The 21,197-nt window shown below is 40.5% G+C and carries 20 protein-coding genes and 2 tRNA genes; 13 read left to right on the forward strand and 9 right to left on the reverse strand.

What is annotated here, in order from left to right:
• Position 1: 1 nt before the first annotated feature.
• From nuoH to CL181_RS21390, 10 genes are all read left to right on the forward strand, one after another.
• A complete protein-coding gene (gene nuoH / locus CL181_RS17105; protein WP_096205855.1) occupies positions 2–1,108 on the forward strand; it encodes an NADH-quinone oxidoreductase subunit NuoH in 1,107 nt (368 codons plus the stop codon).
• Entirely contained in the window at positions 1,108–1,524 is a 417-nt protein-coding gene (locus CL181_RS17110; RefSeq protein ID WP_097300537.1) for an NADH-quinone oxidoreductase subunit I, read from the forward strand. The genes nuoH and CL181_RS17110 overlap by 1 nt, the downstream gene beginning before the upstream one ends.
• Positions 1,521–1,766, forward strand: a complete 246-nt coding sequence (locus CL181_RS17115) for an NADH-quinone oxidoreductase subunit J (protein WP_097300538.1) — start codon at positions 1,521–1,523, stop codon at positions 1,764–1,766. Before CL181_RS17110 ends, CL181_RS17115 begins: the two co-directional genes overlap by 4 nt.
• Position 1,767: 1 nt before the next feature.
• Positions 1,768–2,019 carry a hypothetical protein gene (locus CL181_RS17120; protein WP_097300539.1) on the forward strand — a complete coding sequence of 84 codons (252 nt, stop codon included), beginning with the start codon at positions 1,768–1,770 and terminating at the stop codon, positions 2,017–2,019.
• A 1-nt stretch (position 2,020) separates the two neighbouring features.
• Positions 2,021–2,320: a F420H2 dehydrogenase subunit FpoK gene (gene fpoK / locus CL181_RS17125; protein ID WP_096205840.1), complete on the forward strand. Its 300-nt coding sequence runs from the start codon at positions 2,021–2,023 to the stop codon at positions 2,318–2,320.
• A 1-nt stretch (position 2,321) separates the two neighbouring features.
• Positions 2,322–4,331 carry an NADH-quinone oxidoreductase subunit L gene (gene nuoL / locus CL181_RS17130; protein WP_097300540.1) on the forward strand — a complete coding sequence of 670 codons (2,010 nt, stop codon included), beginning with the start codon at positions 2,322–2,324 and terminating at the stop codon, positions 4,329–4,331.
• Positions 4,331–5,845, forward strand: a complete 1,515-nt coding sequence (locus CL181_RS17135) for a NuoM family protein (RefSeq protein WP_303740881.1) — start codon at positions 4,331–4,333, stop codon at positions 5,843–5,845. Before nuoL ends, CL181_RS17135 begins: the two co-directional genes overlap by 1 nt.
• A complete protein-coding gene (locus tag CL181_RS17140) occupies positions 5,842–7,320 on the forward strand; it encodes an NADH-quinone oxidoreductase subunit N (protein WP_096205846.1) in 1,479 nt (492 codons plus the stop codon). Before CL181_RS17135 ends, CL181_RS17140 begins: the two co-directional genes overlap by 4 nt.
• Positions 7,321–7,322: 2 nt before the next feature.
• Positions 7,323–7,673: a F420H2 dehydrogenase subunit FpoO gene (fpoO, locus tag CL181_RS17145; protein ID WP_097300541.1), complete on the forward strand. Its 351-nt coding sequence runs from the start codon at positions 7,323–7,325 to the stop codon at positions 7,671–7,673.
• Between the two features lie 197 nt (positions 7,674–7,870).
• Positions 7,871–9,949, forward strand: coding sequence for a HEAT repeat domain-containing protein (locus CL181_RS21390; protein ID WP_097300542.1), 2,079 nt, complete (start codon positions 7,871–7,873; stop codon positions 9,947–9,949).
• 29 nt (positions 9,950–9,978) lie between these two features.
• Here the strand turns inward: CL181_RS21390 and CL181_RS17155 are convergent, their stop codons facing one another.
• Genes CL181_RS17155 through CL181_RS17170 form a run of 4 tightly spaced genes read right to left on the reverse strand, consistent with a single transcriptional unit; the run spans position 9,979 to position 12,559 of the window.
• Positions 9,979–10,326, reverse strand: coding sequence for an FAD-dependent oxidoreductase (locus CL181_RS17155; RefSeq protein ID WP_097300543.1), 348 nt, complete (start codon positions 10,324–10,326; stop codon positions 9,979–9,981).
• A gap of 25 nt (positions 10,327–10,351) precedes the next feature.
• Positions 10,352–10,924 carry an XTP/dITP diphosphatase gene (locus tag CL181_RS17160; RefSeq protein ID WP_097300544.1) on the reverse strand — a complete coding sequence of 191 codons (573 nt, stop codon included), beginning with the start codon at positions 10,922–10,924 and terminating at the stop codon, positions 10,352–10,354.
• A gap of 42 nt (positions 10,925–10,966) precedes the next feature.
• On the reverse strand, positions 10,967–11,149 hold the full coding sequence (locus CL181_RS20650; protein ID WP_097300545.1) for a hypothetical protein: 183 nt from the start codon (positions 11,147–11,149) through the stop codon (positions 10,967–10,969).
• A gap of 21 nt (positions 11,150–11,170) precedes the next feature.
• Positions 11,171–12,559: an aspartate kinase gene (locus CL181_RS17170; protein ID WP_255251622.1), complete on the reverse strand. Its 1,389-nt coding sequence runs from the start codon at positions 12,557–12,559 to the stop codon at positions 11,171–11,173.
• Between the two features lie 147 nt (positions 12,560–12,706).
• Between CL181_RS17170 and CL181_RS17175 the strand changes: the two genes are divergently transcribed.
• Together CL181_RS17175 and CL181_RS17180 are read left to right on the forward strand one after the other, a co-directional pair.
• A tRNA-Gly gene (locus CL181_RS17175) sits at positions 12,707–12,778 on the forward strand.
• Positions 12,779–13,224: 446 nt separating this feature from the next.
• Positions 13,225–13,884, forward strand: coding sequence for a thioredoxin domain-containing protein (locus CL181_RS17180; RefSeq protein WP_097300547.1), 660 nt, complete (start codon positions 13,225–13,227; stop codon positions 13,882–13,884).
• Positions 13,885–13,925: 41 nt separating this feature from the next.
• On the opposite strand, the gene CL181_RS17185 is transcribed toward CL181_RS17180, so the two are convergent.
• The 3 genes from CL181_RS17185 to cca all read right to left on the reverse strand — a co-directional run bounded on the left by CL181_RS17185 (position 13,926) and on the right by cca (position 20,183).
• Positions 13,926–16,982, reverse strand: coding sequence for a tetratricopeptide repeat protein (locus tag CL181_RS17185; protein WP_097300548.1), 3,057 nt, complete (start codon positions 16,980–16,982; stop codon positions 13,926–13,928).
• 82 nt (positions 16,983–17,064) lie between these two features.
• Positions 17,065–18,810 (reverse strand): cytochrome c biogenesis protein CcdA, encoded by a 1,746-nt coding sequence (locus CL181_RS17190; protein WP_097300549.1) that lies wholly within the window; start codon positions 18,808–18,810, stop codon positions 17,065–17,067.
• A gap of 20 nt (positions 18,811–18,830) precedes the next feature.
• Entirely contained in the window at positions 18,831–20,183 is a 1,353-nt protein-coding gene (gene cca / locus CL181_RS17195) for a CCA tRNA nucleotidyltransferase (RefSeq protein WP_097300550.1), read from the reverse strand.
• Between the two features lie 143 nt (positions 20,184–20,326).
• Between cca and CL181_RS17200 the strand changes: the two genes are divergently transcribed.
• Positions 20,327–20,409 (forward strand) — tRNA-Leu (locus CL181_RS17200).
• Positions 20,410–20,495: 86 nt separating this feature from the next.
• Here the strand turns inward: CL181_RS17200 and CL181_RS20655 are convergent.
• Positions 20,496–20,672, reverse strand: a complete 177-nt coding sequence (locus CL181_RS20655; RefSeq protein ID WP_176505293.1) for a hypothetical protein — start codon at positions 20,670–20,672, stop codon at positions 20,496–20,498.
• Positions 20,672–21,127 (reverse strand): acylphosphatase, encoded by a 456-nt coding sequence (locus tag CL181_RS17205; RefSeq protein WP_097300551.1) that lies wholly within the window; start codon positions 21,125–21,127, stop codon positions 20,672–20,674. The genes CL181_RS20655 and CL181_RS17205 overlap by 1 nt, the downstream gene beginning before the upstream one ends.
• Between the last annotated feature and the right edge of the window lie 70 nt (positions 21,128–21,197).

Genomic DNA, 21,197 nt, shown 5'->3' on the forward strand with positions numbered 1-21,197 from the left:
AATGTTTGCAAATGCTTACGAACTTATTGTGTTCATCTTGAATTTCATAGGGATTTATGAACCTATAAATAACATATTCAAGACATTAGGAATCGAGTACGTTTTGAGGATCATTATAGTATTCGTAGAGATTGCGGTACTATTTGTTTTCGCACTTCTGACGATCATGTTCCTTACATGGATGGAACGTAAGGTTGTCGCTATGGTGCAGGCAAGATACGGTCCGATGGTAACAGGCCCAAGAGGATTGCTCCAGCCAGTCATGGATGGTGTCAAACTCATTGGAAAAGAAGATATAATTCCTGCAAAAGCTGACAGGTGGGTTTTTACGCTTGCGCCTTTTCTTGTATTCATACCAGCGCTCCTTATATTTATTCCACTGCCGTTTGGCGAGTCACTAATAATATCAGATCTAAATGTTGGGCTTCTCTATATTATTGCTATCTCTGCCGTATCACCAATTGCGATTTTGCTGGCAGGCTGGGCATCAAATAATAAATATTCTTTGATGGGAGCGATGAGGGCCGTAGCCCAGGATATAAGCTATACAATACCACTGGCCCTTTCTGCGATTGCTATTGTTTTGTTCACAGGCTCCCTGAGCACTGTTGATATTGTAACCGCGCAAAATGGCACATGGTTTGGCTTTATTCCAAAATGGTTCATATTCCTGCAGCCTCTGGGTTTCATTTTATTCCTTATTGCTTCTATTGCTGAAATGGGACGCATACCCTTTGATTTCCAGGAATCCGAACAGGAACTTGTTGCAGGATTCTTCACTGAATACAGTGGAATGAAATTTGCAATGTTCTTCCTTGCAGAGTATGCTCATTTATTCTCAGTCTCTGCAATTGTTGTCACGCTGTTCCTTGGTGGATGGTCATTTCCATACATTTCATTACTTCCGGCGGCACTGGTTCCACTGGTATCGTTGGGAGTATTTTTGGTTAAGACCTACGCAGTAATATTCTTTGCGATGTGGTTGAGAGATACAGTACCCAGGGTAAGGATAGATCAACTCCTCAACCTGGGATGGAAGATCATGATACCTCTGGCTTTACTTAATTTACTGGTCACTGGTTTCCTTTTGACCGTAGGAGTGTTCTAATGGCCTGGATAACAAAGAACTGGGGAATGGTTGGAATAATTAAAGGGCTCATTGTTACAATGAAACATATATTACGGGTCGGTAACAGGCCGACTGTGACCGTTCAGTACCCATACCAGAAAATGAAAGTGTCACCAAGATTCAGGGGACTGCATGCAGTAGATGAAGACGCCTGCATAGGTTGCGGGATATGTGAAGTAAATTGTCCGAATGGGACTATCCAGATAGTCAAGCATAAAACAAGATGGTACCCTCAGGTCAATATCGGGATGTGCCTGTTTTGCGGCCTTTGTGTGGACGTATGCCCCATGAATGCTATGAAAATGACCGGGAATTATGAACTTGCGGATTACACACGTGAGAGTCTTGTGTATGGTCCTGATAGATTATTATTCAACAAAGAGGTGAAACAATGATAGACATTGTATTTCTTGTTATTTCTGTTCTCACGATCATATCAACGATCATGGTGGTCAGGTCAAATAAATTAGTCCACAGTGCAATATATCTTGCAGGTACGTTCATCGGAACCGCTGGTCTATTCATACTCCTGGAAGCAGAATTCCTTGCCTGGGTACAGGTCCTGGTCTATGTTGGGGCCGTAATAACCCTTATGTTATTCACTATTATGTTGACCAAGAAGGGAGAGGAAGAATAAAATGATCAACAAGACATTCAATTTATTGATCGCATTATTGTTGTTTGCTGTATTGTTCATGGCCCTGGATAACAGTTATACGGATCTGGCAAAGAAGGAGGAAATAACTGCAATCAGTATCGAGGATATTGCAGGAAGTCCCGATATCAGGGGCGGGATTTTCAGCGATTTTATATTTTCCTTTGAATTGCTTTCACTGTTATTGCTGGCAGCACTGATCGGTGCCCTGTATATCGCAAAAAAGGAGGCATAAAATGTCGTTATATTCATATCTCTTAATTTCGATAATAATATTCACCATAGGTGTATATGGAATAATTACACAAAGAAGCGGAATCAAAATCCTGATGTGCATAGAACTGCTTTTGAACTCAGCAAATCTTAACCTTGTTGCGTTCTCAAGTTACAATGGCAATGCGACAGGCCAGGTATTTGCAATATTCTCAATTGCCATAGCAGCAGCAGAAGCAGCCATTGGATTTGCGATACTTGTTGCATTGTTCAGGTTACGGGATACGATCAATCTTGACAATATCAATATCTTGAGGTGGTAATATGTTCAGTGATTATGCAGCGCTAATAGTATTATTACCGGTTATAGCGTTTGTTCTTACGCTTTTCTTCGGAAAGAAGCTCTATTCAGGCGGGGCATTGCTCCCAATAGCGGCTATAGCAGGATCCTTCATTATCTCGCTCGGGATATTCCTTGAAATATATCCAACAGATGGTATGGTACAGCAATCATTGCCATGGTTTGCTGGAATGAATCTTGGGATCTTAATTGATCCACTGGCTGTAGTAATGCTGATGATGGTTTCATTTGTAAGCCTGCTGATTCACATTTATGCTGTCGGGTACATGGCGCATGACCCTGCAAGACCGCGGTATTTTGCAGAAACATCATTGTTCACAGCAGCGATGTTAAGCGTAATATTATCTGATAATATCCTCCAGTTCTTCGTTTCATGGGAACTTGTGGGCCTGTGTTCATTCCTCCTGATAGGTTTCTGGTATCATAAACCATCAGCAGCGGCAGCAGCTAAGAAGGCTTTCCTTGTTACAAGGGTAGGAGATGTGCTCTTCCTTGCAGGGATTGTACTGCTCTATGTAAATATGAAATTGCTTGTAGATAATGGAACTCTTGTTGTCGAATCGCAAAGTTACATACTGCAATTCAAGAAAATGTTTGAAGCAATTCCGTTGATAGATGGGACACAATTAACATATATCGCACTTCTCTTCTTTGGCGGAGCTATAGGTAAGAGCGGCCAGTTCCCTCTTCATGGCTGGCTGCCTGATGCCATGGAAGGCCCGACAACGGTGTCTGCACTTATTCATGCAGCAACAATGGTAACGGCTGGTGTTTATCTTGTTGCAAGAACATTCCCGATGTTTGTCGCAACCCCGTCAACAATATCTGCGGGTGTGCCGGATGCGCTTCTGATTGTTACTTATGTAGGCGGTTTTACTGCCATTTTTGCAGCAACGATGGGACTTGTAATGAATGATATTAAGAGAGTGCTTGCTTATTCAACGGTCAGCCAACTTGGGTATATGATGCTGGCACTCGGGACAGCCGGAACTGTTCTTGGAGCTGAAGCCGTAGGAATATCCATGTTCCATCTTTTGAGTCATGCATTCTTCAAAGCACTGCTTTTCCTGTGTGCAGGAAGTGTGATCCATGCAGTTGGCACGAACGACATTCGTGAAATGGGTGGATTATTCAAAAAGATGAAAATAACTGGAACTACAATGTTTATAGCTGCACTTGCCCTGGCAGGCATTGGTTTTCCGTTTGCAAGTCTGGGTATGCCCATTATGAATATTGGGACTGCAGGTTTCTTCAGCAAAGATGCCATAATAGAAGGGGCATTGGAGTATGGGGAAGTGACACATGATATGATCCCATACGGCTTTGCAATTATTGCAGCTCTTTTGACATCGATATACATATTCAGGCTGTGGTTCATGACTTTTACAGGAAAACCACGTTCTGAAAGGCACTCCCATGAATCACCGGGAGTAATGACAGGCCCATTAATAATACTTGCCTTATTTGCTTTATTCTTTGGATTCTCACATGTTGATTTCAATGGATATCTTGAGAAAAATTTTGAATTGATGGACGTAAATATAGCTGTTCATGAAGGTGAGGCATTCCACCCATCAGCATTTTTAGTACTGTTGCCCGTGATCGTGGGTGTATTGGGTTTCTTAATATCATATTCGATATACAACAAACGAATGATCGATATGAGTAAGATCGTTTCATCAGGAAATCCACTTTATAAACTGTTATATAACAGATATTATGAACCAAAGATAGGTGCAGACTTGATCGGTGTCAAATTGACACATGATGTTGTAGCCCGGTCAGGAGAGTTCGTTGACCGAAAGATCATTGACTGGCTTATAATAGACAATATTATCAGCAATACACTGTTTAAGCTTGGTGAAATAATCCGGAAATTACAGACAGGCGTAGTCCAGAATTATGCTTCAGTCACAATACTTGGAGTAGCGTTGCTTTTAGTTTTGCTCAAGCTTAAATCTGGAGGGACATAATGGCTCTAATTTCATTAATGATCGTTATCTCTCTGCTTGGAGCGATCTTAACATTTTTAACAAAAACCCGTAAGCAGGCACGTACGATCGCTTTGGTAACATCACTGGCATCATTTGCTTTATCATTGATATTATTCTCGGGATTTGATAGTAAGATATCCGCAATACAGTTCCTTGAAACATACTCCTGGATACCAAGTATCGGAGTGAACTTAAAGTTCGGTGTTGATGGGATCGGTATGCCGCTTGTGCTGTTATCGAATATAATTATCCCGCTTACTGTCATATTTGCATGGGGTGAAACACAACAGGCAAACAAGTTCTACGGTTTGATCCTCCTTGAACTGGTAGGTGTGATGGGAGTCTTCACTTCACTTGATTTCTTTGTGTTCTATATATTCTGGGAAATTGTCCTTATACCAATGTACTTCCTGATAAGTATCTGGGGAGGGCCGAGAAAAGACTACGCTGCAATTAAGTTCTTCATATATACGCATGTGGCAAGCCTGGTTATGCTGCTTGCGATATTTACGCTATACTTCAATGCATTACATATAACCGGAAGACCGAGTTTTGACATCTTTGAACTCCTGAAATCCTACCAGGTTATGAATGGATGGCTGTTGAAAGATATAATTTCTTTAAAAGATGCGGTATTCTTAGGATTATTGTTTGGTTTTCTTGTAAAGATGCCTGCTGTGCCTTTCCATACCTGGCTGCCTGATGCACACGTTGAAGCCCCAACAGCGGGCAGTGTCATACTTGCTGCTTTGCTGCTCAAGATGGGTGGTTATGGCCTTTTCAGGGTGATCCTTCCAATCCTGCCATATTCTGATTCACCAGGAAAAATGATCACGATCATGGCTATAATCGGAGTGCTTAGTATACTATACGGAACTTTCCTGGCCCTTGCCCAGCGTGACCTCAAGAAGATGGTTGCTTATTCCAGTATAAGCCACATGGGTTATGTGACCCTTGGGGCTGCTGCACTTATCCCACTTTCCGTAAGCGGGGCGATGTACCAGCAGTTCTCGCATGGTCTTATAACAGGTATCCTGTTCATGTCATGTGGTGTGATCCAGCATTCTGCAGGAACAAGGATAATCCACGATTTGGGAGGCATAGCTAAATATATGCCAAAACTGACGTTTGTCATGCTTGCAGGGTTCCTGGCTTCGCTGGGATTACCAGGTATGAGCGGGTTCATTGCTGAATTCCTCATTCTTGTGAACTCGTATTTTACGCTTCCAACATTTGTGATACTTGCACTCTTTGGTATCGTTTTCACAGCAGGATACCATCTCTGGGCCATGCAAAGGGCGGTATTTGGTACATATAATGAAAAACTGGGGCATATCCATGATGGGGCGAACTATGAAATAGCTTCCATGGCCATTCTTGTCCTCCTGGTCATATACTTCGGACTGAATCCGAACCCTGTGCTTGATATGATGACTGCGAGTGCAACCCAATTACTTCAGTTTGTTACCGGAATGAAAGGTGTGATAACATGAATTTTACTTTACTTCTCCCTGAAATACTGCTGACCATACTGGCTTTTGTTATTATACTGATGGGTTTACTGATAAGCGATAAATCCAAGAATATGTTTGGATACTTAAGCGCAGCAGGACTTCTGGCTTCACTTGTGTATGTTCTTGGTAACGGGATGACCGGGAAGACGAATTTTTTCTATGATTCCCTGGTTATTGACCCATTGTCCCAGATTTTCAAGTTAATATTCATAATAGTTTCATTAATAGCAGTCATTGCTTCTATTGAATATTTCAAGAATAACCGCAATCAGGATGAATATTATGCACTCCTTCTCCTGTCAACGGTCGGAATGATGGTAGTAGCATCGGCAAATGACCTGATAGCGTTATTTGTAGGTTTTGAACTTGCAAGCATGTCAACATACGTGCTTGCAGGTTTTGAGAAAAAGAACCCTGCTTCACTTGAAGCTGCTTTGAAATATTTCATAATAGGTTCAATATCATCTGCATTGATGTTGTTCGGCATGTCGCTTATTTATGGAATAACAGGTTCAACAAACATTCCTGCGATAGTTGAGTTCTTCAGGATAACTCATCTCAGTGCAGAAAGCTCTCTTGGGATACTGGCAATGATTTTCCTTGTTGCAGGATTTGGTTTCAAGATGGCGCTCGTGCCATTCCATATGTGGGCTCCTGATACATACGAAGGTTCACCCAGCGTAGTATCTGCCCTGCTTGCAGCAGGTTCAAAGAAGATGGGATTTGTTGCAGCATTCAGGGTTCTTATCCTGGCATTAGTGGCGATCAAAGTGGATATTCAATACACTTTTGCAATACTTGCAATAATAACCATGACATACGGTAATGTTGTCGCAATCTCCCAGCGCAGCATCAAGAGGATGCTTGCATATTCATCCATCGCCCAGGCCGGATATATTTCGCTTGCTTTTGTGGTGATGACACAAATGTCAGTCGCCGGTGGTGTCCTTCTTGCGCTTGGCCATGCCCTCATGAAAGGAGGAGCATTCATTGCAGTGGCAGTTGTCAGCTATATGGTTTTGAATGATAATAAGAATGCTAAGAACACAGATGATTTAGGCAATTTTGCAGGGCTTGGAAAACGCGCACCAATAACCGCATTGTCCCTGTTCATATTCTTCCTGGCCCTGGCAGGAATACCGCCATCAGCAGGATTTATCGGGAAATTCGTATTATTCTATTCAGTAATGGTGGAAGCAGCAAGCCAGGCAAGCAGCTGGCTCTTAATTATTGTGACCATTGCAATTTTAAACAGCGCATTATCCATTTATTATTATGCCAGGGTCATAAGATATATGTATGTGCTGCCGCCAAATGGCGAAAGAATAAAAGAACCTGTTCCTTATGTAATTGCAATCCTTCTTGCAGTAATAGGTACAATCGGAATAGGCCTGTATCCTGAACCGTTCATCCAGATGGCGATCAATGCGGCTCAAGTTCTAGGAGTGCGATAATTATGGCAGATTGTGAATTATGTGGTGCAGCAAGACCAACCCTTTGTCCGGTAAAAGTAAGAGATGAGAGTGTGATACTCGCTTATCCGAAAGGTACATGGCGAGGTATAAACGAGGAATGTCTTGACAGGTGTCATGAGGCGAACGTTAATCGTGTTCCCATAAAGGCAAAAAAATGCGATCTATGCGGCACAAGGAATGTGCCTTTATTCCAGGTGATAGTCCAGATACCCATATTCCAGGAACCCTATCACAGGGATTCAAACAAAGCAATATGTGAAAGTTGTTTTGAAGCCTGTGAAGATACGATAAAACGAAGAGCTACCGAAAAAGAAGAGTCACCTCATCATTAAATTAGTTTTAACGTTAAAATAAACCAGATTATGACACACGGGTTCAGGTCTGGATTTATATTTTATTTTTTAATAGTTATTTTTTGATACCCTACTTCACACCCTCATTTATATTTGTGTGAAGGGAAATATGTCTTAAGAATTGAGCGTATCAATGATGATAAATAATCGATTATTATCCCAGAGAGGGAGTTAAATTGCCTTTAGATTATACTGATTTAAGAGATATGAAAAAGCGCCAGGATATTGAAGGGTTGCTGAATATTCTTGAAACCGGCGATATAAAGGAATGCCGTGAAGCGATACGCATGCTGGGGGAACTGAGGACCAGGAAGGCAATATCTCCTCTAATAGGATTTCTTGAGACAGATGATGTTCAAATCCGTTCAAACGCTGCATGGGCTCTTGGTGAAATAGGACATGTGAAAGCTGTTCTTCCTCTGATCGGGCTTTTGAACGACCCGATTGAAAATGTCAGGATAAATGCGGCCTGGTCACTGGGGCGCATTGGTGATAAACGTGCCTTAACGGTATTAAGGTCTGCCAGGAAGAACGGTTCGACAGAACTTCGAAAACATGCACGGGAAGCAATAGCAAGAATAGAATCCAATGAAAATGACAAATGGCGAAACTGTGAAGATGCTGACATTCCTGATATTGTGGACATTCCCCTGATTGAAATTGAAGTTCCATCGTATATGGAGTGCAATTATATATCAAGAGTAGAAGATGCTGACACCCAGACAGATTATGAGAATATAGCCAGGTTCTCAAGAAATGTCCAGGTAAGAGATACAGGTGACCCATTATCAGAAGATGATACACGAAAGATCGTATTGGGATTAAAAGACGATTCCAAAGGTCTTGTATCAGTCGATATTATATTCAAGTATAAAGATAACACAAATGGTGAACGAAAGTCAAGTTCTGTATGGCTGCAAATGGCAAGTGCAGGGACAAATGGGGATAACAATAACAATAGCAATAACAACAAAACTGAACGTGAAATAGAAAGGATTGATTCGGGGCCAAAATATATTAAGAGAACCGAAGGTACAAAGAAAAAAGCGAAAATAAAACATTCAAGAAAGCCAAGGCCGGTTGAATATGATATACCTGAAGAAACAGGATCAGATCAATCCGAGAAATACCCTTCTGAAATTGATGAAACTGACGTTGAAGTCCCGGAAGAGAGGGTTATAACCAGAAAGATTATTTCTCGCAGGGATAAAAAACCAAGACCAGTAAGGGAAATACCTGAAGAACAAGAACAAGAATACGGGTATGAAGAAGAAACCCGGGAAATTCCTGAATTACCAGAACCTGAACTGGAAGCTAAGGAAATCAGACCCAAACCAGAACCCATGGAGATAAAACCTGAGCCTGAGGTTAAGCCAACTAAGGAACCTCTGGCTGCACCTCCAAAACCAAAAATACCTGAGCAGCCAAAACCCGAACCAAAACCCAAAGAGATAAAACCTGAGCCTCAGGTTAAGCCTGTTAAGGAACCTATCCAGGCTGCACCTCCAAAACCAAAAATACCTGAGCAGCCAAAACCTGAACCAAAAGCAAAAGAAATCAAGACCGAAACTATCAAAGATAAGTTACCTCAGGAAGTAAAGCCGCCTGTGGAAGTTGTAACAGCAAAAACTGCAAGCATATCAACTCCGAATGGAAATGTGGATTCCGCAGTCCATCTCTTAAGTAATATTGGTATGTCAGGTATGACGAATGCAGCTTCAACTGTCACCCAGTTAGCAGGAGAAGAAGCAGAATCGAAACATTCTCAACTGCGTACGATTCCAATTGAAGAAATGAATGATGAAATAACAGGTCTTGGTGATAGTATTGTGATGATCAGTGTTGAACTTCATGGGAATGGACCTGAGGGAGATGTGAAAGGCGAAATGCAAATGTATGTTTCAAGCCAGAATGCGCTTGAAGTAGCTAACGAACTCCTTTGCAACTCTTCGGATGCTGTAATAAAGGAATTCAATGATGATATTATTTCCACATTGAAAGAAACTGCCAATATTTACGGAGGGCAGTATGTCAGCGCAATTTCCGAATATATTGGAGTTCCGTTATCATTAAAAGCCCCCTCATTCAAGACAGGCCAATCTTCACAGGTAGCAGAATCCGTATTGAAAGATATTACCGGAAAAGTGGAGTTTGCCCTTGCGACCAATGTTGAATTCGGAAATAACAGAATTGGCCGTTTGATTATGCTGGTTGACCCCAAATCTTTTGACGTTATAATTACAAAGCTCATTTAATATTTATACAGAAATTTATATTGTTTTTCCTAGTCGACTTGATCAGCCAGGATCCCTTCTTTTTTTAATACTTTGATCAGCTTAACCACAGAATAAGCGGCTCTCGTCACTCCCATACTTCTATCATCTGCATCAGTTCCAACCACATAAAGGTTCTCAATTGGAGTTTTCGTATCTGCGATAAAACCATCTATTGTTACAGAAGCTTTTTCCGGTGTTGTTACCTGGTAACCATCAACCATATAGCTGCTGCAATTGTTCCCTAATTTATCGTTTCTTTCAAAAACAAGAACCTTTTTCCCTTCTTTTGATAATACAAGAGCTGATAATAACCCGCTGATGCCTCCGCCAACAATAATACAATCATATTTATTCATACAAATCACCCTGCACGGAGTCCTTTTAAAGTATTTTATTGATATTATTTTTTTCTTTTAACCACTTTGCAAACATAACCAGCGCCCTGTACCTGTGGGATATCCTGTTCTTTTCCTCATCAGCCATTTCACCAAATGTCACTCCACTGACTTCGAATATAGGATCGTACCCGAAACCCAGGTTTCCCCTGATATCTTTTGCGATTACCCCGGCTACTTTTCCTCCAAAAACCATTGGTTCATAACCAGGGCGGCAGTATCCTATCACGCATTTCAGGTAAGCGCAGCGATTCGTTTCCCCATCAAGAAGTTTCAATATTCTCTCATTCCCAAGAGTCCTGGCAACGTATGCAGAATAAGGCCCAGGAAATCCTGAAAGAGCATCGATAAATATCCCGGAATCATCCACCATGACCTCGCAATTCAGTTTATTCGCTGCCCATCTTGCGCCGAAACCTGCGATAGCTTCTAGGGTATCTTCCTGTAATTCAGGATATCCGCAATTGTTTTGCTCTATCTCCATACCCAGAGGCGCCATGATCCGGGTTGCTTCACTTACTTTATGGGAATTGCCAGTCACAAAAATTATTTTTCTCATGATTCACTCATGTTTTGGATCATTATCTTTGACTTTTTTGGATTATTTTTTTGTTTTTTTTGTTACGAGAGTTTTCTTTATGAATTCCCGATACTTCGGGTTGTATTTCATCAATATAAGCATTATCGGATAGCGCAGGAATATTATCAATGATATGATGCCCAGAGTGAAACCTATAACAAGGATGATCTTGGATAATAATGGAAGGCTATTAAAATCAATCATAAATGCTATTAATCATAAATGTTATTTCGCCTGATCAAGGCCAAACTCCTTATGGAGTACGGACACAGCCTTTTTTGCTCCATCTCCACTGACTGCAAACGAGATATTGTGCTGCGACGAACCCTGGCTTATCATAATCACATTTACTTTTGCTTTTCCAAGCGCCCCGAAAACTCTCCCTGCTACGCCGGGAGTGTTTGCCATGCCTGCACCTACAACTGCTACAACAGAAATATTCCTGTCAGGGGTGATCTCTTTAATGATTCCGTTCTTGAATTCAGCTTTTATCGCCTTTACAGCCTTATCAAGATGCGAGGCGTCCACCACCAGTGAGATGTTGGCCTCAGAAGAGCCCTGGCTTATCATTACAATATTTACGCCTGCATTTGCAAGTGTAGTGAAAACGCGTGCTGCTACACCGATCGTTCCTACCATTCCTGCGCCTGAAATATTGAAGAGAGCTACATTTTTAATTACAGTTACGGCTTTTACTATATCCGCGCTCAGTTTCTGGTCTTTGACTACGATCGTCCCCGGAACCTCAGGATGGAATGTATTCTTTACGCGCACAGGTATCCCATGCCTGATCGCAGGTTCGATCGCTCTTGGATGCAGCACTTTTGCCCCGAAATATGATAACTCCATTGCTTCAATATAGGAAATAACGGGGATAGGTCTTGCTTCGGGAACGATATTGGGGTCGGTTGTCATTATCCCGTCCACTTCTTTCCAGAGCCATATTTCATTGGCTTTTATCGCTGCTCCCACAATCGATGCTGTGAAATCAGAACCTCCGCGCCCCAGGGTTGTGATAATACCTGCTTCGTTCTGGGCAATAAAACCACATATCACCGGAATACATTCATTAAGGAGTGGTTCTATCCGTTCTTTTACTAATGAATATGATCCCTCAAGAGGTTTGGCATTCCCGTATTCATCTGTTGTTATTATTCCTGCCTCGCCTCCGGTGAATGAACATGAATTTACACCGAGGGAATTAAATGACCCCGCGATGATCGGCGCAGCCAGCCTCTCTCCATAGGAGGATATGTAATCTATCGACCTTGGGGTCAGTTCTCCCAGATAGCAGATTCCAATAAGAGCCTTTTCAAGTTCCTCAATTCGCTGGTCAAGGTGATGCGTTACTTTTTCTTCGATCCCTGAATTGCCGATGGCATCCTTTACAGCCTTATGGTGCTGTTTTGTGAGGTCAGCGATGAATTCTTTTACACCTGATGTTTTCCCGGTCTCTGAGGCATCTTTTGCGTTTTTCAGGAGGGCATCCGTGACTCCGCTTAAGGCTGATGTCACAAGAGCGATCTCATTTCCTTCATCGCGGTATTTTTTTGCCAGTTCTGCGACATGTCTTATGCGGATGCCGTCGCCGACAGATGTGCCTCCGAATTTCATCACTAATCTCATATAGGCTTTTTCAATCGTCAGAGGTTCTATTAAAGGTTACTAAAACTAACAGGGAAATCCAGGTAGTTAGTGAGATTAGAAAAACTATTAATATGGATTGAAATATTAAGAGGATACCCGCAAAACTTTCGGATTGCGCTGGTAGTGTAGCGGCTATCACTAGGCGTTGCCAACGCTTAAACTCGGGTTCGATTCCCGACCAGCGCATTTTCTGTGATTTTTTATGGATAAAATAATTTTTTCATCCCAGCTTAACGCCATAGTTTCAAAACGAGGTTGCCAAAACTATATTATCAAAAAGTCTGGGTGCTATCATGAAATTGCGCTGGGGTTGCGACCCCAGACCCCGATGAGCGGTGAGGCGCCGCCGATGGCGGAGTTTAACATTATATAAACGGTTAAAGGATAAACATCAATCCATACTTGCAAGAGATATTGAGAAAATAAATAGCATCAGATATTATTTTGTTTGGTTGGTTCCCTATTCAACAGATTAACTTAATTTATTTGTGTTTGATACTCATTTTTCAAAATATAGTAAGCTATCTTCAATAATTTAGCAGCTACTGCGTTCAAAGTAGAGAACACAGAAAGATTTTACATCCACTTCAAAACACAATATTTATGAATAATAAACATATTTATCTAATTTAATGGCAAAAAAGAAACAAAAAATACCTGAAAAAAAATCAGGTATCCAAACAATTCATATCATACTTGCACTACTTGTGATTTCGGCACTGGCAATTTATTTCCTGAATTCAGGAGAAAAGAGTACGGAGAAATTGCCAGCAGGTGATTATTCGAAATTGAGTAAACCCGCAGATATTACGCCAAGTAAGGTAAAGATCATGGAATTTATGAAATTCGATTGCTCACACTGTTATGATCTGCATAAAGAGATGCCGCAGCTTCTAAAGAAATATGGGGATAAAGTGGAAATCAAATACATTTCAATCGTATTTCCCAAACAATCTACAAAGAGCATTGAAGCTTACACCATCGCAGAACAGATGGGAAAGGGCGAAGAGATGCGTGATGCATTATTTAAGGCCAAATTCGAACAGGGGATGGAGGTAATGGAAAGTAATATTGCCCTTGAAACCGTTGCTGCAAGCATAGGGCTTGGGACGGAATTCAACCAGAAACTTGAAAGCGGTGCGGCAAAGAATGCAGCAAATGAGAATCTCAATTTGATGAAGGAGTATAACGTTGAAGGGACTCCTACAGTTATTGTCAACGGGAATCTGATGGTTGTGCCAACAGTAACAAATCTTGATACAGTGATCGGATCGCTTCTTTCAGAGCAGTAATCACTTCTCTTTTTGAATGGCGGTTTCAAGATACAAAGATTTTATCCAATGATTATTGATAGACACTTATCTTTCATCTTATCAAGGTCAAGATTTATCAGATTCTTAGGTTTTTCTTTGGTGCCCCAAATTTCTTTGTGCCACAAAGGTGAGAAGGTCTGGATTAGCGACTTATTGTTTCCTAGAAGTTCTTTCAATATCTCTTTATCCGTACACGATTTTATATTTTCAATCAGCTCTAAGAATAATTCTGGTTTTTCTTTTTTAGATCCAACTATTTCATTTTTTTCAAAAATATGAATCAATTTATATGTTATTGGAACTGGAGATACCTGAGTATCTCTCGCTGTATTAAAATTCATTTTCAGGCTTGCAAGTTGAATGAATTGTTCTTTAACAGGCTGATCATCAATATCTTTTTCTGATAGGATGATCGAATCTTGCTTTTCATTATACGTGTCAGAATCGAGTGTGGGAATCACTCCTGAATCCCCGCCCATAATTCCATATATTTTTGGAAAAGTGAAAAGACCGCTTGCCATAACATATGCCTTCATTCCTGCGCCTGATGGATTAATGATCTCTCCTTTTCCGATCTCATGGAATCGTTTTGTCCCTGGATTTGTTTGCGGCACCACAATCAAATTGCATACTTCTGATATGCGTGATCTCAGAGGGGTGTTCATATAATCATAACAGATCATTATACCACATGTCACATCATCACGTAATTTGAATATCCGGTTCAATGTTCCATGCTTCATACCTTCCTCCGAAAAACAGGCGCGTTCGATCTTGGCACCGAGAACTTTTTCAGTGTGTAATATCAAAGAGCCAGAAATAATGATGGGTGAGATATTTTTCAAAAGGTCTTTATCGTCGAATTTATCTGCGAATAATTCATTATGTTGCATTAGATTATTTTCCGTAACATAATGAGAACCTGCAATAATGGTTGGTCCATAATCATCTGAATATTTCTTCAAAGTTGATAGGTATTCGAATGGTATTGAAAACTCAGGAAATATAATAAGATCGGTTTTGTTCTTTAATATTTCATCCATAATCACGGTAACTTTGTTCCTATATTTTTCATCATCCTCTATCATTAGAGCATGATTTTCCTGGAAGAGATGATATTTCAACTGGACTATTGCGATGTTGAAATTGGGACTTGATATCTTGCGCTTGCAATCATAAAGGATAGTATGAACATCAAGACGACCTTCACCGCACTTGATTTTATCGCAGAAATTTATTTGTCTTGTTACTATTTTGCCATTCTGTGTCTCAAAAACGACTGTAGCATCCTTTGTAACAGGAACGTAATTTTCTATTGGTGGGATCTCATAGCGTTTTCCGAGCGGTTCGTCGAACAGTATGTTATCTCCTATTTTTATCGTAAGTTTGCCCTGTATCTTTTCAGGTTCATCGAATCTAAAATTTAATTCCCAGTTACTATAGGATACGTTCGGATTGAATGGTTCTTTCGAATAAGTTTCCAGTTTTTCTATTATGTGATAAAAAATATCTCCGAGAGCGCCATCGATCTTTGTTATGCACCTGTTGATCTTCCTAAAGCTTTCAGGATCGTATTTTGGTTTTTTGAGGTCAAGGATCGAATCTATCTCTTTAAACGCAGATACCACATTAGGATTCATTTTTGCCGGAAGACTTCCGATAGCGGTCTTGAGTTTTTCTTTCAAATTTGGAATATTATTATCATCAAGCACTTTTGCGCTTTCAATTTCCAGTATAATGGAATAAATGTAATAGCAAACCTGTGCATTTTTGTATCTTTCTTTTGCTCGCTCAAATTTCTCAACGGCCAATCGAATGAGTTCTTTATCCGGTACCTCGGATTTTATTGATTTATTGATAAGAATCCTGCCTTCGAGATAATATATCATCGATGACCATAATTCCTTTAAGTTTTCATCTTTCTCATCCTGAAAAATTTTCTTAACTTCCTGAATACAAATTTCATATTCCCTAATGCGCTGGTCAGGATCGTCCTCATTTCTCGCAGAAAGCATTAGATAATGGATATGAGCAGTAAGTCCTGCTTCTTTTATCATCTGTTTCTCATAATCCAGTTTATTTTTATCAAAAAATGATTGGAAAAGAAGATATTTTTCATATATTTCTTTAAAATTGCTTGATTTTTTTATGTTATTAGTTTCCCTGCCTGCCTTTTTTGCAATAAGCTGGATCAAATTGATAATCGCTCTTGACTTTACTTTTATTGTCATGTAATCCAAAGACTCTTTTAATATCACCAGTGAATCTTCATAACATTTTTTTGCAGCAAGGAAATATCCTGTTTGTTCCAATGAGAGTCCGAGATTGTTGAGCACCGATGCGACATCTGATTGATACACGACATTTCCGGGGTCGCTCGCAAGCAGCCCCTCACGCATTTTAAGTGCGCGTTCGTAGCTATTTTTTGCCTCTTCTGGTTTTCCCATGTCACTGAGCAAGTTTCCGAGATTGTTGAGCACCGATGCGACATCTGACTGATACTCGACATTCCCCGGATCGCCCGCAAGCAGCCCCTCACGCATTTTAAGTGCGCGTTCATAGCTATTTTTTGTTTCTTCTGGTTTGCCCATTTTACTGAGAAGGACTCCGAGATTGTTGAGCAATCCTGCGACATCTGACTGATACACGACATTCCCTGGGTCGCCCGCAAGCAGTGCCTCATATATTTTAAGTGCGCGCTCATAGCTATTTTTTGCCTCTTCTGGTTTTCCCATGTCACTGAGAAGGATTCCGAGATTGTTGAGCGCTCCTGCGATCTGTAACTGATACTTGGCGTTACCCGGGTCGCCCGCAAGCAGCCCCCCATACATTTTAATTGCGCGTTCATAGCTATTTTTTGCCTCTTCTGGTTTTCCCATTTTACTGAGAAGTACTCCGAGATTGTAGAGCGTCGCTGCAATCAATATATTAAGAAAAGGGTCGGATTTTGACAATTTTTCTTGAATATCCAGAGAAAAAAGGTAATTTTTAAGCGAATCTTCAAATAAACCACGATCAAATTCAGATTTCGCTGCTTTAAACAATCTCAAAGCTTTATCCTTTAACTGACGAGACATCAAACAAGTGACGGTACCAAATAATAAATAGGTGTCGATAAATTATAAGAAGGTCAAGGGGAAAAAATGAATGTTATTCAAGTCAAATTATCCCCATATACATCAAAACCGCAATAGTAAGCAGCGTTACTCCGGTTACAAGCCTCATCATTACCCTTTTATCCTTCCTGAACTTCTCGACTTTCCCAGGATCAAGACCAAACGCTATCGCACCGCCAAGAACAAGAACCGGAAGCACAACGCCAAAGTTGTAAGCAGCAAGATATAAATATCCTGTGCCTTCTCCCTTTCTTACCATATCAAGTATCAGGAAATATACGGCGCCAACACATGGCGCTTTTATGAGCGAGAACAGCGCGCCCATGAAGAACGATGCTGGAAGGCTGACCTTCTTGGTCACGCTTTCTGTGAGGCGGATAAAAGCTTTCGGTGTGTAGAACGAGGATTCCGTATTTTTTCTGAGATGATTCGCATCATAAACATGCCATAGTCCCAGGATGCCGATAACAACAACCAGGAAATTCTTGATACCGGCCTGCAAACCAGGGGCTTCATCTACAATCCTCAAAAGGCCGATCCCGACTATAAGGTATGTTACAAAAATTCCAAGGGTGAACATGAGTACGATCAGAAGGACATTTCGCCTTTTTCCCGTGGTCGCAAGTGTCACTGATGCAATAAAAGCAAGGATGGCAAGAAGGCAAGGATTAAAACCTGCAAGGAACCCTACTACAAAAACGGATGGAACAGAAAGGATGAGCTTATCATTATCACTCTGTGCAATTTCAGGAGTTTTTTTTGAAATTGGGGCTTTATCAATAGCTTCTTTTAAGATATCTTCAAGTTTTGCAGTATCACCGTTGTAACTCTCATATGAGATCAGATTTTTACTATCTTTATTAATAACAATAGAAGGAGTGCCGGGAATTCTGTACTGGATAGCCAGATCCCTTCCTTCCTCTTTGGCGTTAATTTTTACAAAGCTTACCCTGCTGCCATAGGATTTCATTAAAGCTTCAACTACAGGAGTAGCCTGTTCACACTTCTGGCATCCCGTAATATAAAAGTATTCGACTAAAATCGTGCCATCTGATTGTGGAATTTTATTTGTTTCACTTGTTTCATTTGTGAGTGCAATCCGCGTATCATTAAATTGCTGATTTGTCGTATTATTTGACTGCAAGATCTCCGATCCGTTCTTCGAAATATTAGAATCATTTCTTGCAAGAGTGATTTTTTTGTATGTTTCGAATGTTTTTCCACTAACAGTCACCGTGGCGTTGATCGCATATTCACCTGGTGACAGCGCAGAACATTCTTCACATGACGGAGTCGTGAATTCAAGATCAAAACCATTGATCCCTTTAATAAAAGTAATATCCTGTGTTTTGTTGATCAAAGGCCGGTCAAAATCATTTCTTATTCCTGATACCCCGAGCTTTCCGTTTCCATCTCCATCTATCCGGGAATAAAAGTCAATATGGACTCTTAATGTCTCATTTGAATAGTAAACATTTTTTTCAGTTGCTATGGCCAGGACAGGGTTTACTGAATTCGGTTCAATCCGGCCGGATCTATATATTCCGCACACTGTTACAAGAGTTGCATTTTTCAGCTCCGTTGTAAAATTCTGATTCCTTATGACATTTATTCCTGGAAAACCATTATTTTCATATATCAGGTCAGTACAGATCTTTTTCCCTTCAAAAACAGCCGGATCCGATAATAATTGCGATCTTGGAACATCTTTATAAGCAGAGGATTCGAGACATCCGGGGATCAAAAAAAAAACAAATAATATGACAAGAATTATGGGTAAATATTTCATAACTTCTTTCTGATTCTCCTTTATTTATCGAAAAATCTTCTCAGGAATCTCCTGAATTCCTCATCCCTGATATTCATTATTTCCAGATTTTCCATTACAATGAACTTTTTTCTCATGCTAACACCGATATGCTTTCCAAGACTGCATTTGAGTATTTCAGATTCAACAAGTTTTCTCGCATTGGAATATTTCCTCGGGATTTCAACCACATACTTCCCGTTACGGATATACACGTTAGAAAACTTATTTGTGGTCTCATATTTAGATTTGAATGCCGATGCATGTTCTTTTGTCCCAACTACGGGTCCTGTGTGTTTTTTTACGTTTGGAAGATTTGCAGATTCAAGTTCGTATAGAACAACGGCTTTTTCTTTAGCCCATACTCCGCTATTGTAAACCCTGAAGTCATATCGTTCCAGCATCTCATGGCATGATTCTTCAAGCTTATAAAGCTGCGGGTACAAAACATCCTCAACTTCATCAGGGGCATCAAATTCAACAGCGATAAGGCAAGTTTCTCTTGCGCGAATGATATTCTCATAATCCGTATCCCTGAGAGGTTGGGGAATTTTCGGATGGAAATATGATTCATCAAAATTTTTGAGAAAATCGCATGCTTTATCCATGAAAATACACATATTATCAAGAGATAGCGCCGCAGCGACATTTCGTCCGGGGTCGGTCGGGTCGATTACAACTATCGGATCTTTATGGACAATAGTGCCATGTTTCTCGATATCAATTACAAGTCCGAATTTCCAGTCACATGCGGCTTCAAGCACCTTTTCAAAAGAACCGTAATGTATTACAAGAAGTTCCACAAGATAGCCGGAAAACCCGTGGGTTTTTAACTCAGAGCCATATACACCTATACCTTTCTGGAATTGTTTCAGAAGCAGTACATCATCTTTAAGCCCTTTTATCCTTGAAATTACATATTTATTATGAAATGGAGTCCTGTCCACTGCTGATTTGATCTCTCCTGCACTTTCTACATTAAAAGCCGGAACAAGGTCAACTTCAAAACCATCAATAACAGCATGAATGTATGGGTGCTCAGCATATCGCTCCTCAAAACTTTCGCCCTCTGCCGCAATTTTTCGTGCAATATAAAGCCCTTTTTCTTCAAGAAATTGTCGCTGGGTATCGGGCGGGAACATGATGAAAATATCAAGGTCATGCTCCCCGGATATCCATGTTCCCCGTGCAGAGGAGCCCACAAGAATACCATTGACGTCTATGTTTTCGGCTTTGCCAATAGAATTAATGCGCTCGATTATCCTCTCTGCGAGTGTTTTTAACCTGTTCCTCTCCTCATCGGAGGGTCTTATTGATGAAATTATCGAAGCTTTGATCGTGTTTAGGTCTGTCATTGAATTATAGTAAATTGTAGATATGATTATTTAAATTATTTTTTTTGTTATAAGAGGACTTTGGCATACATGTATTTTACCTAATATTTTTTCGACCAACGACATCCTTAAGTCAGATAAGGATAATTCTGCATGCCCTAATTGCGGGGGTAACCAAGCGGCCAAAGGTGATAGACTCAAGATCTATTCTCGCAGGAGTTCGAGGGTTCAAATCCCTTCCCCCGCATACTCTTTCACTCCGGCGCGGTAGCATCGGGCGCAATATAATGAACTCTCTTCCAGAACTGCCATAATATTTAATTCAATAGCGAATTACCTTTTCTCTTGTTCAAGGGTCGCTTTTATTTCTGGAAGTTTCGGATCTTCTTGATTTGGAATAACTTTTCCAAGATATTTGATAACCTTCTGCTTTATTTTTCCATCTACCCTTACCGATTTCACAAGATAGCGATATTCATGGCCGTTTATTTTTTTGATGCGCTCGAACATTATTTCTCCGCCAGCTTTTCAAGGATTGCTTCGAGACGGGTATTATGCCCCCTCTGCTCTTTGTTATGCTCTCGCATTTCTATAACAAGTGCTGAGGTATCCCCCTTTATGTTTCTTAATACTTCGATTCCCACATCCAGTTTTCTTCCGATATCGATATCATCATCAGAGGATACTTTTGTGAAATTATCTGGAAGTTCAATATTTATAGATAATGTTTGTTCTTTGATACCTGCAATTTCAGCGCCACTCTCCGTTCCCCGTACCTTTATTTCCCGCGTGAAATCATTTATAACAGTATCCTCACCTGAACAAAGGATTTTAACGCTGCCGTCTTTTGCATTAAAAACCATGCCCGGCAGACCAAACGCTCTTCCAATATGCTCAATGGTGTTCCTGAAACCAATGTCCTGAACATTTCCTGTGATTGTTATGCTATGAGTTGAAGTTGCCATATCGAATATATGTAATGCCTAAAAGTATTTATATTTTGGGTATGGTGACCACTTTTATAAATATCGATTT

It is taken from the genome of Candidatus Methanoperedens sp. BLZ2, assembly GCF_002487355.1.
Taxonomy (GTDB): domain Archaea; phylum Halobacteriota; class Methanosarcinia; order Methanosarcinales; family Methanoperedenaceae; genus Methanoperedens.

Bases quoted from the DNA above. Each gene is read 5' to 3' on its own strand.
- CL181_RS17155 (WP_097300543.1), bottom strand. From the start codon at position 10,326: ATGAATAAATATGATTGTATTATTGTTGGCGGAGGCATCAGCGGGTTA.
- CL181_RS17205 (WP_097300551.1), bottom strand. From the start codon at position 21,127: ATGGCAACTTCAACTCATAGCATAACAATCACAGGAAATGTTCAGGAC.
- CL181_RS17110 (WP_097300537.1), top strand. From the start codon at position 1,108: ATGGCCTGGATAACAAAGAACTGGGGAATGGTTGGAATAATTAAAGGG.
- CL181_RS17190 (WP_097300549.1), bottom strand. From the start codon at position 18,810: ATGAAATATTTACCCATAATTCTTGTCATATTATTTGTTTTTTTTTTG.
- CL181_RS17140 (WP_096205846.1), top strand. From the start codon at position 5,842: ATGAATTTTACTTTACTTCTCCCTGAAATACTGCTGACCATACTGGCT.
- nuoH (WP_096205855.1), top strand. From the start codon at position 2: ATGTTTGCAAATGCTTACGAACTTATTGTGTTCATCTTGAATTTCATA.
- CL181_RS17120 (WP_097300539.1), top strand. From the start codon at position 1,768: ATGATCAACAAGACATTCAATTTATTGATCGCATTATTGTTGTTTGCT.
- nuoL (WP_097300540.1), top strand. From the start codon at position 2,322: ATGTTCAGTGATTATGCAGCGCTAATAGTATTATTACCGGTTATAGCG.
- CL181_RS20650 (WP_097300545.1), bottom strand. From the start codon at position 11,149: ATGATTGATTTTAATAGCCTTCCATTATTATCCAAGATCATCCTTGTT.
- CL181_RS17135 (WP_303740881.1), top strand. From the start codon at position 4,331: ATGGCTCTAATTTCATTAATGATCGTTATCTCTCTGCTTGGAGCGATC.
- fpoO (WP_097300541.1), top strand. From the start codon at position 7,323: ATGGCAGATTGTGAATTATGTGGTGCAGCAAGACCAACCCTTTGTCCG.
- CL181_RS17170 (WP_255251622.1), bottom strand. From the start codon at position 12,559: ATGAAATTCGGAGGCACATCTGTCGGCGACGGCATCCGCATAAGACAT.
- CL181_RS17180 (WP_097300547.1), top strand. From the start codon at position 13,225: ATGGCAAAAAAGAAACAAAAAATACCTGAAAAAAAATCAGGTATCCAA.
- CL181_RS20655 (WP_176505293.1), bottom strand. From the start codon at position 20,672: ATGTTCGAGCGCATCAAAAAAATAAACGGCCATGAATATCGCTATCTT.
- fpoK (WP_096205840.1), top strand. From the start codon at position 2,021: ATGTCGTTATATTCATATCTCTTAATTTCGATAATAATATTCACCATA.
- CL181_RS17185 (WP_097300548.1), bottom strand. From the start codon at position 16,982: ATGTCTCGTCAGTTAAAGGATAAAGCTTTGAGATTGTTTAAAGCAGCG.
- cca (WP_097300550.1), bottom strand. From the start codon at position 20,183: ATGACAGACCTAAACACGATCAAAGCTTCGATAATTTCATCAATAAGA.
- CL181_RS17160 (WP_097300544.1), bottom strand. From the start codon at position 10,924: ATGAGAAAAATAATTTTTGTGACTGGCAATTCCCATAAAGTAAGTGAA.
- CL181_RS17115 (WP_097300538.1), top strand. From the start codon at position 1,521: ATGATAGACATTGTATTTCTTGTTATTTCTGTTCTCACGATCATATCA.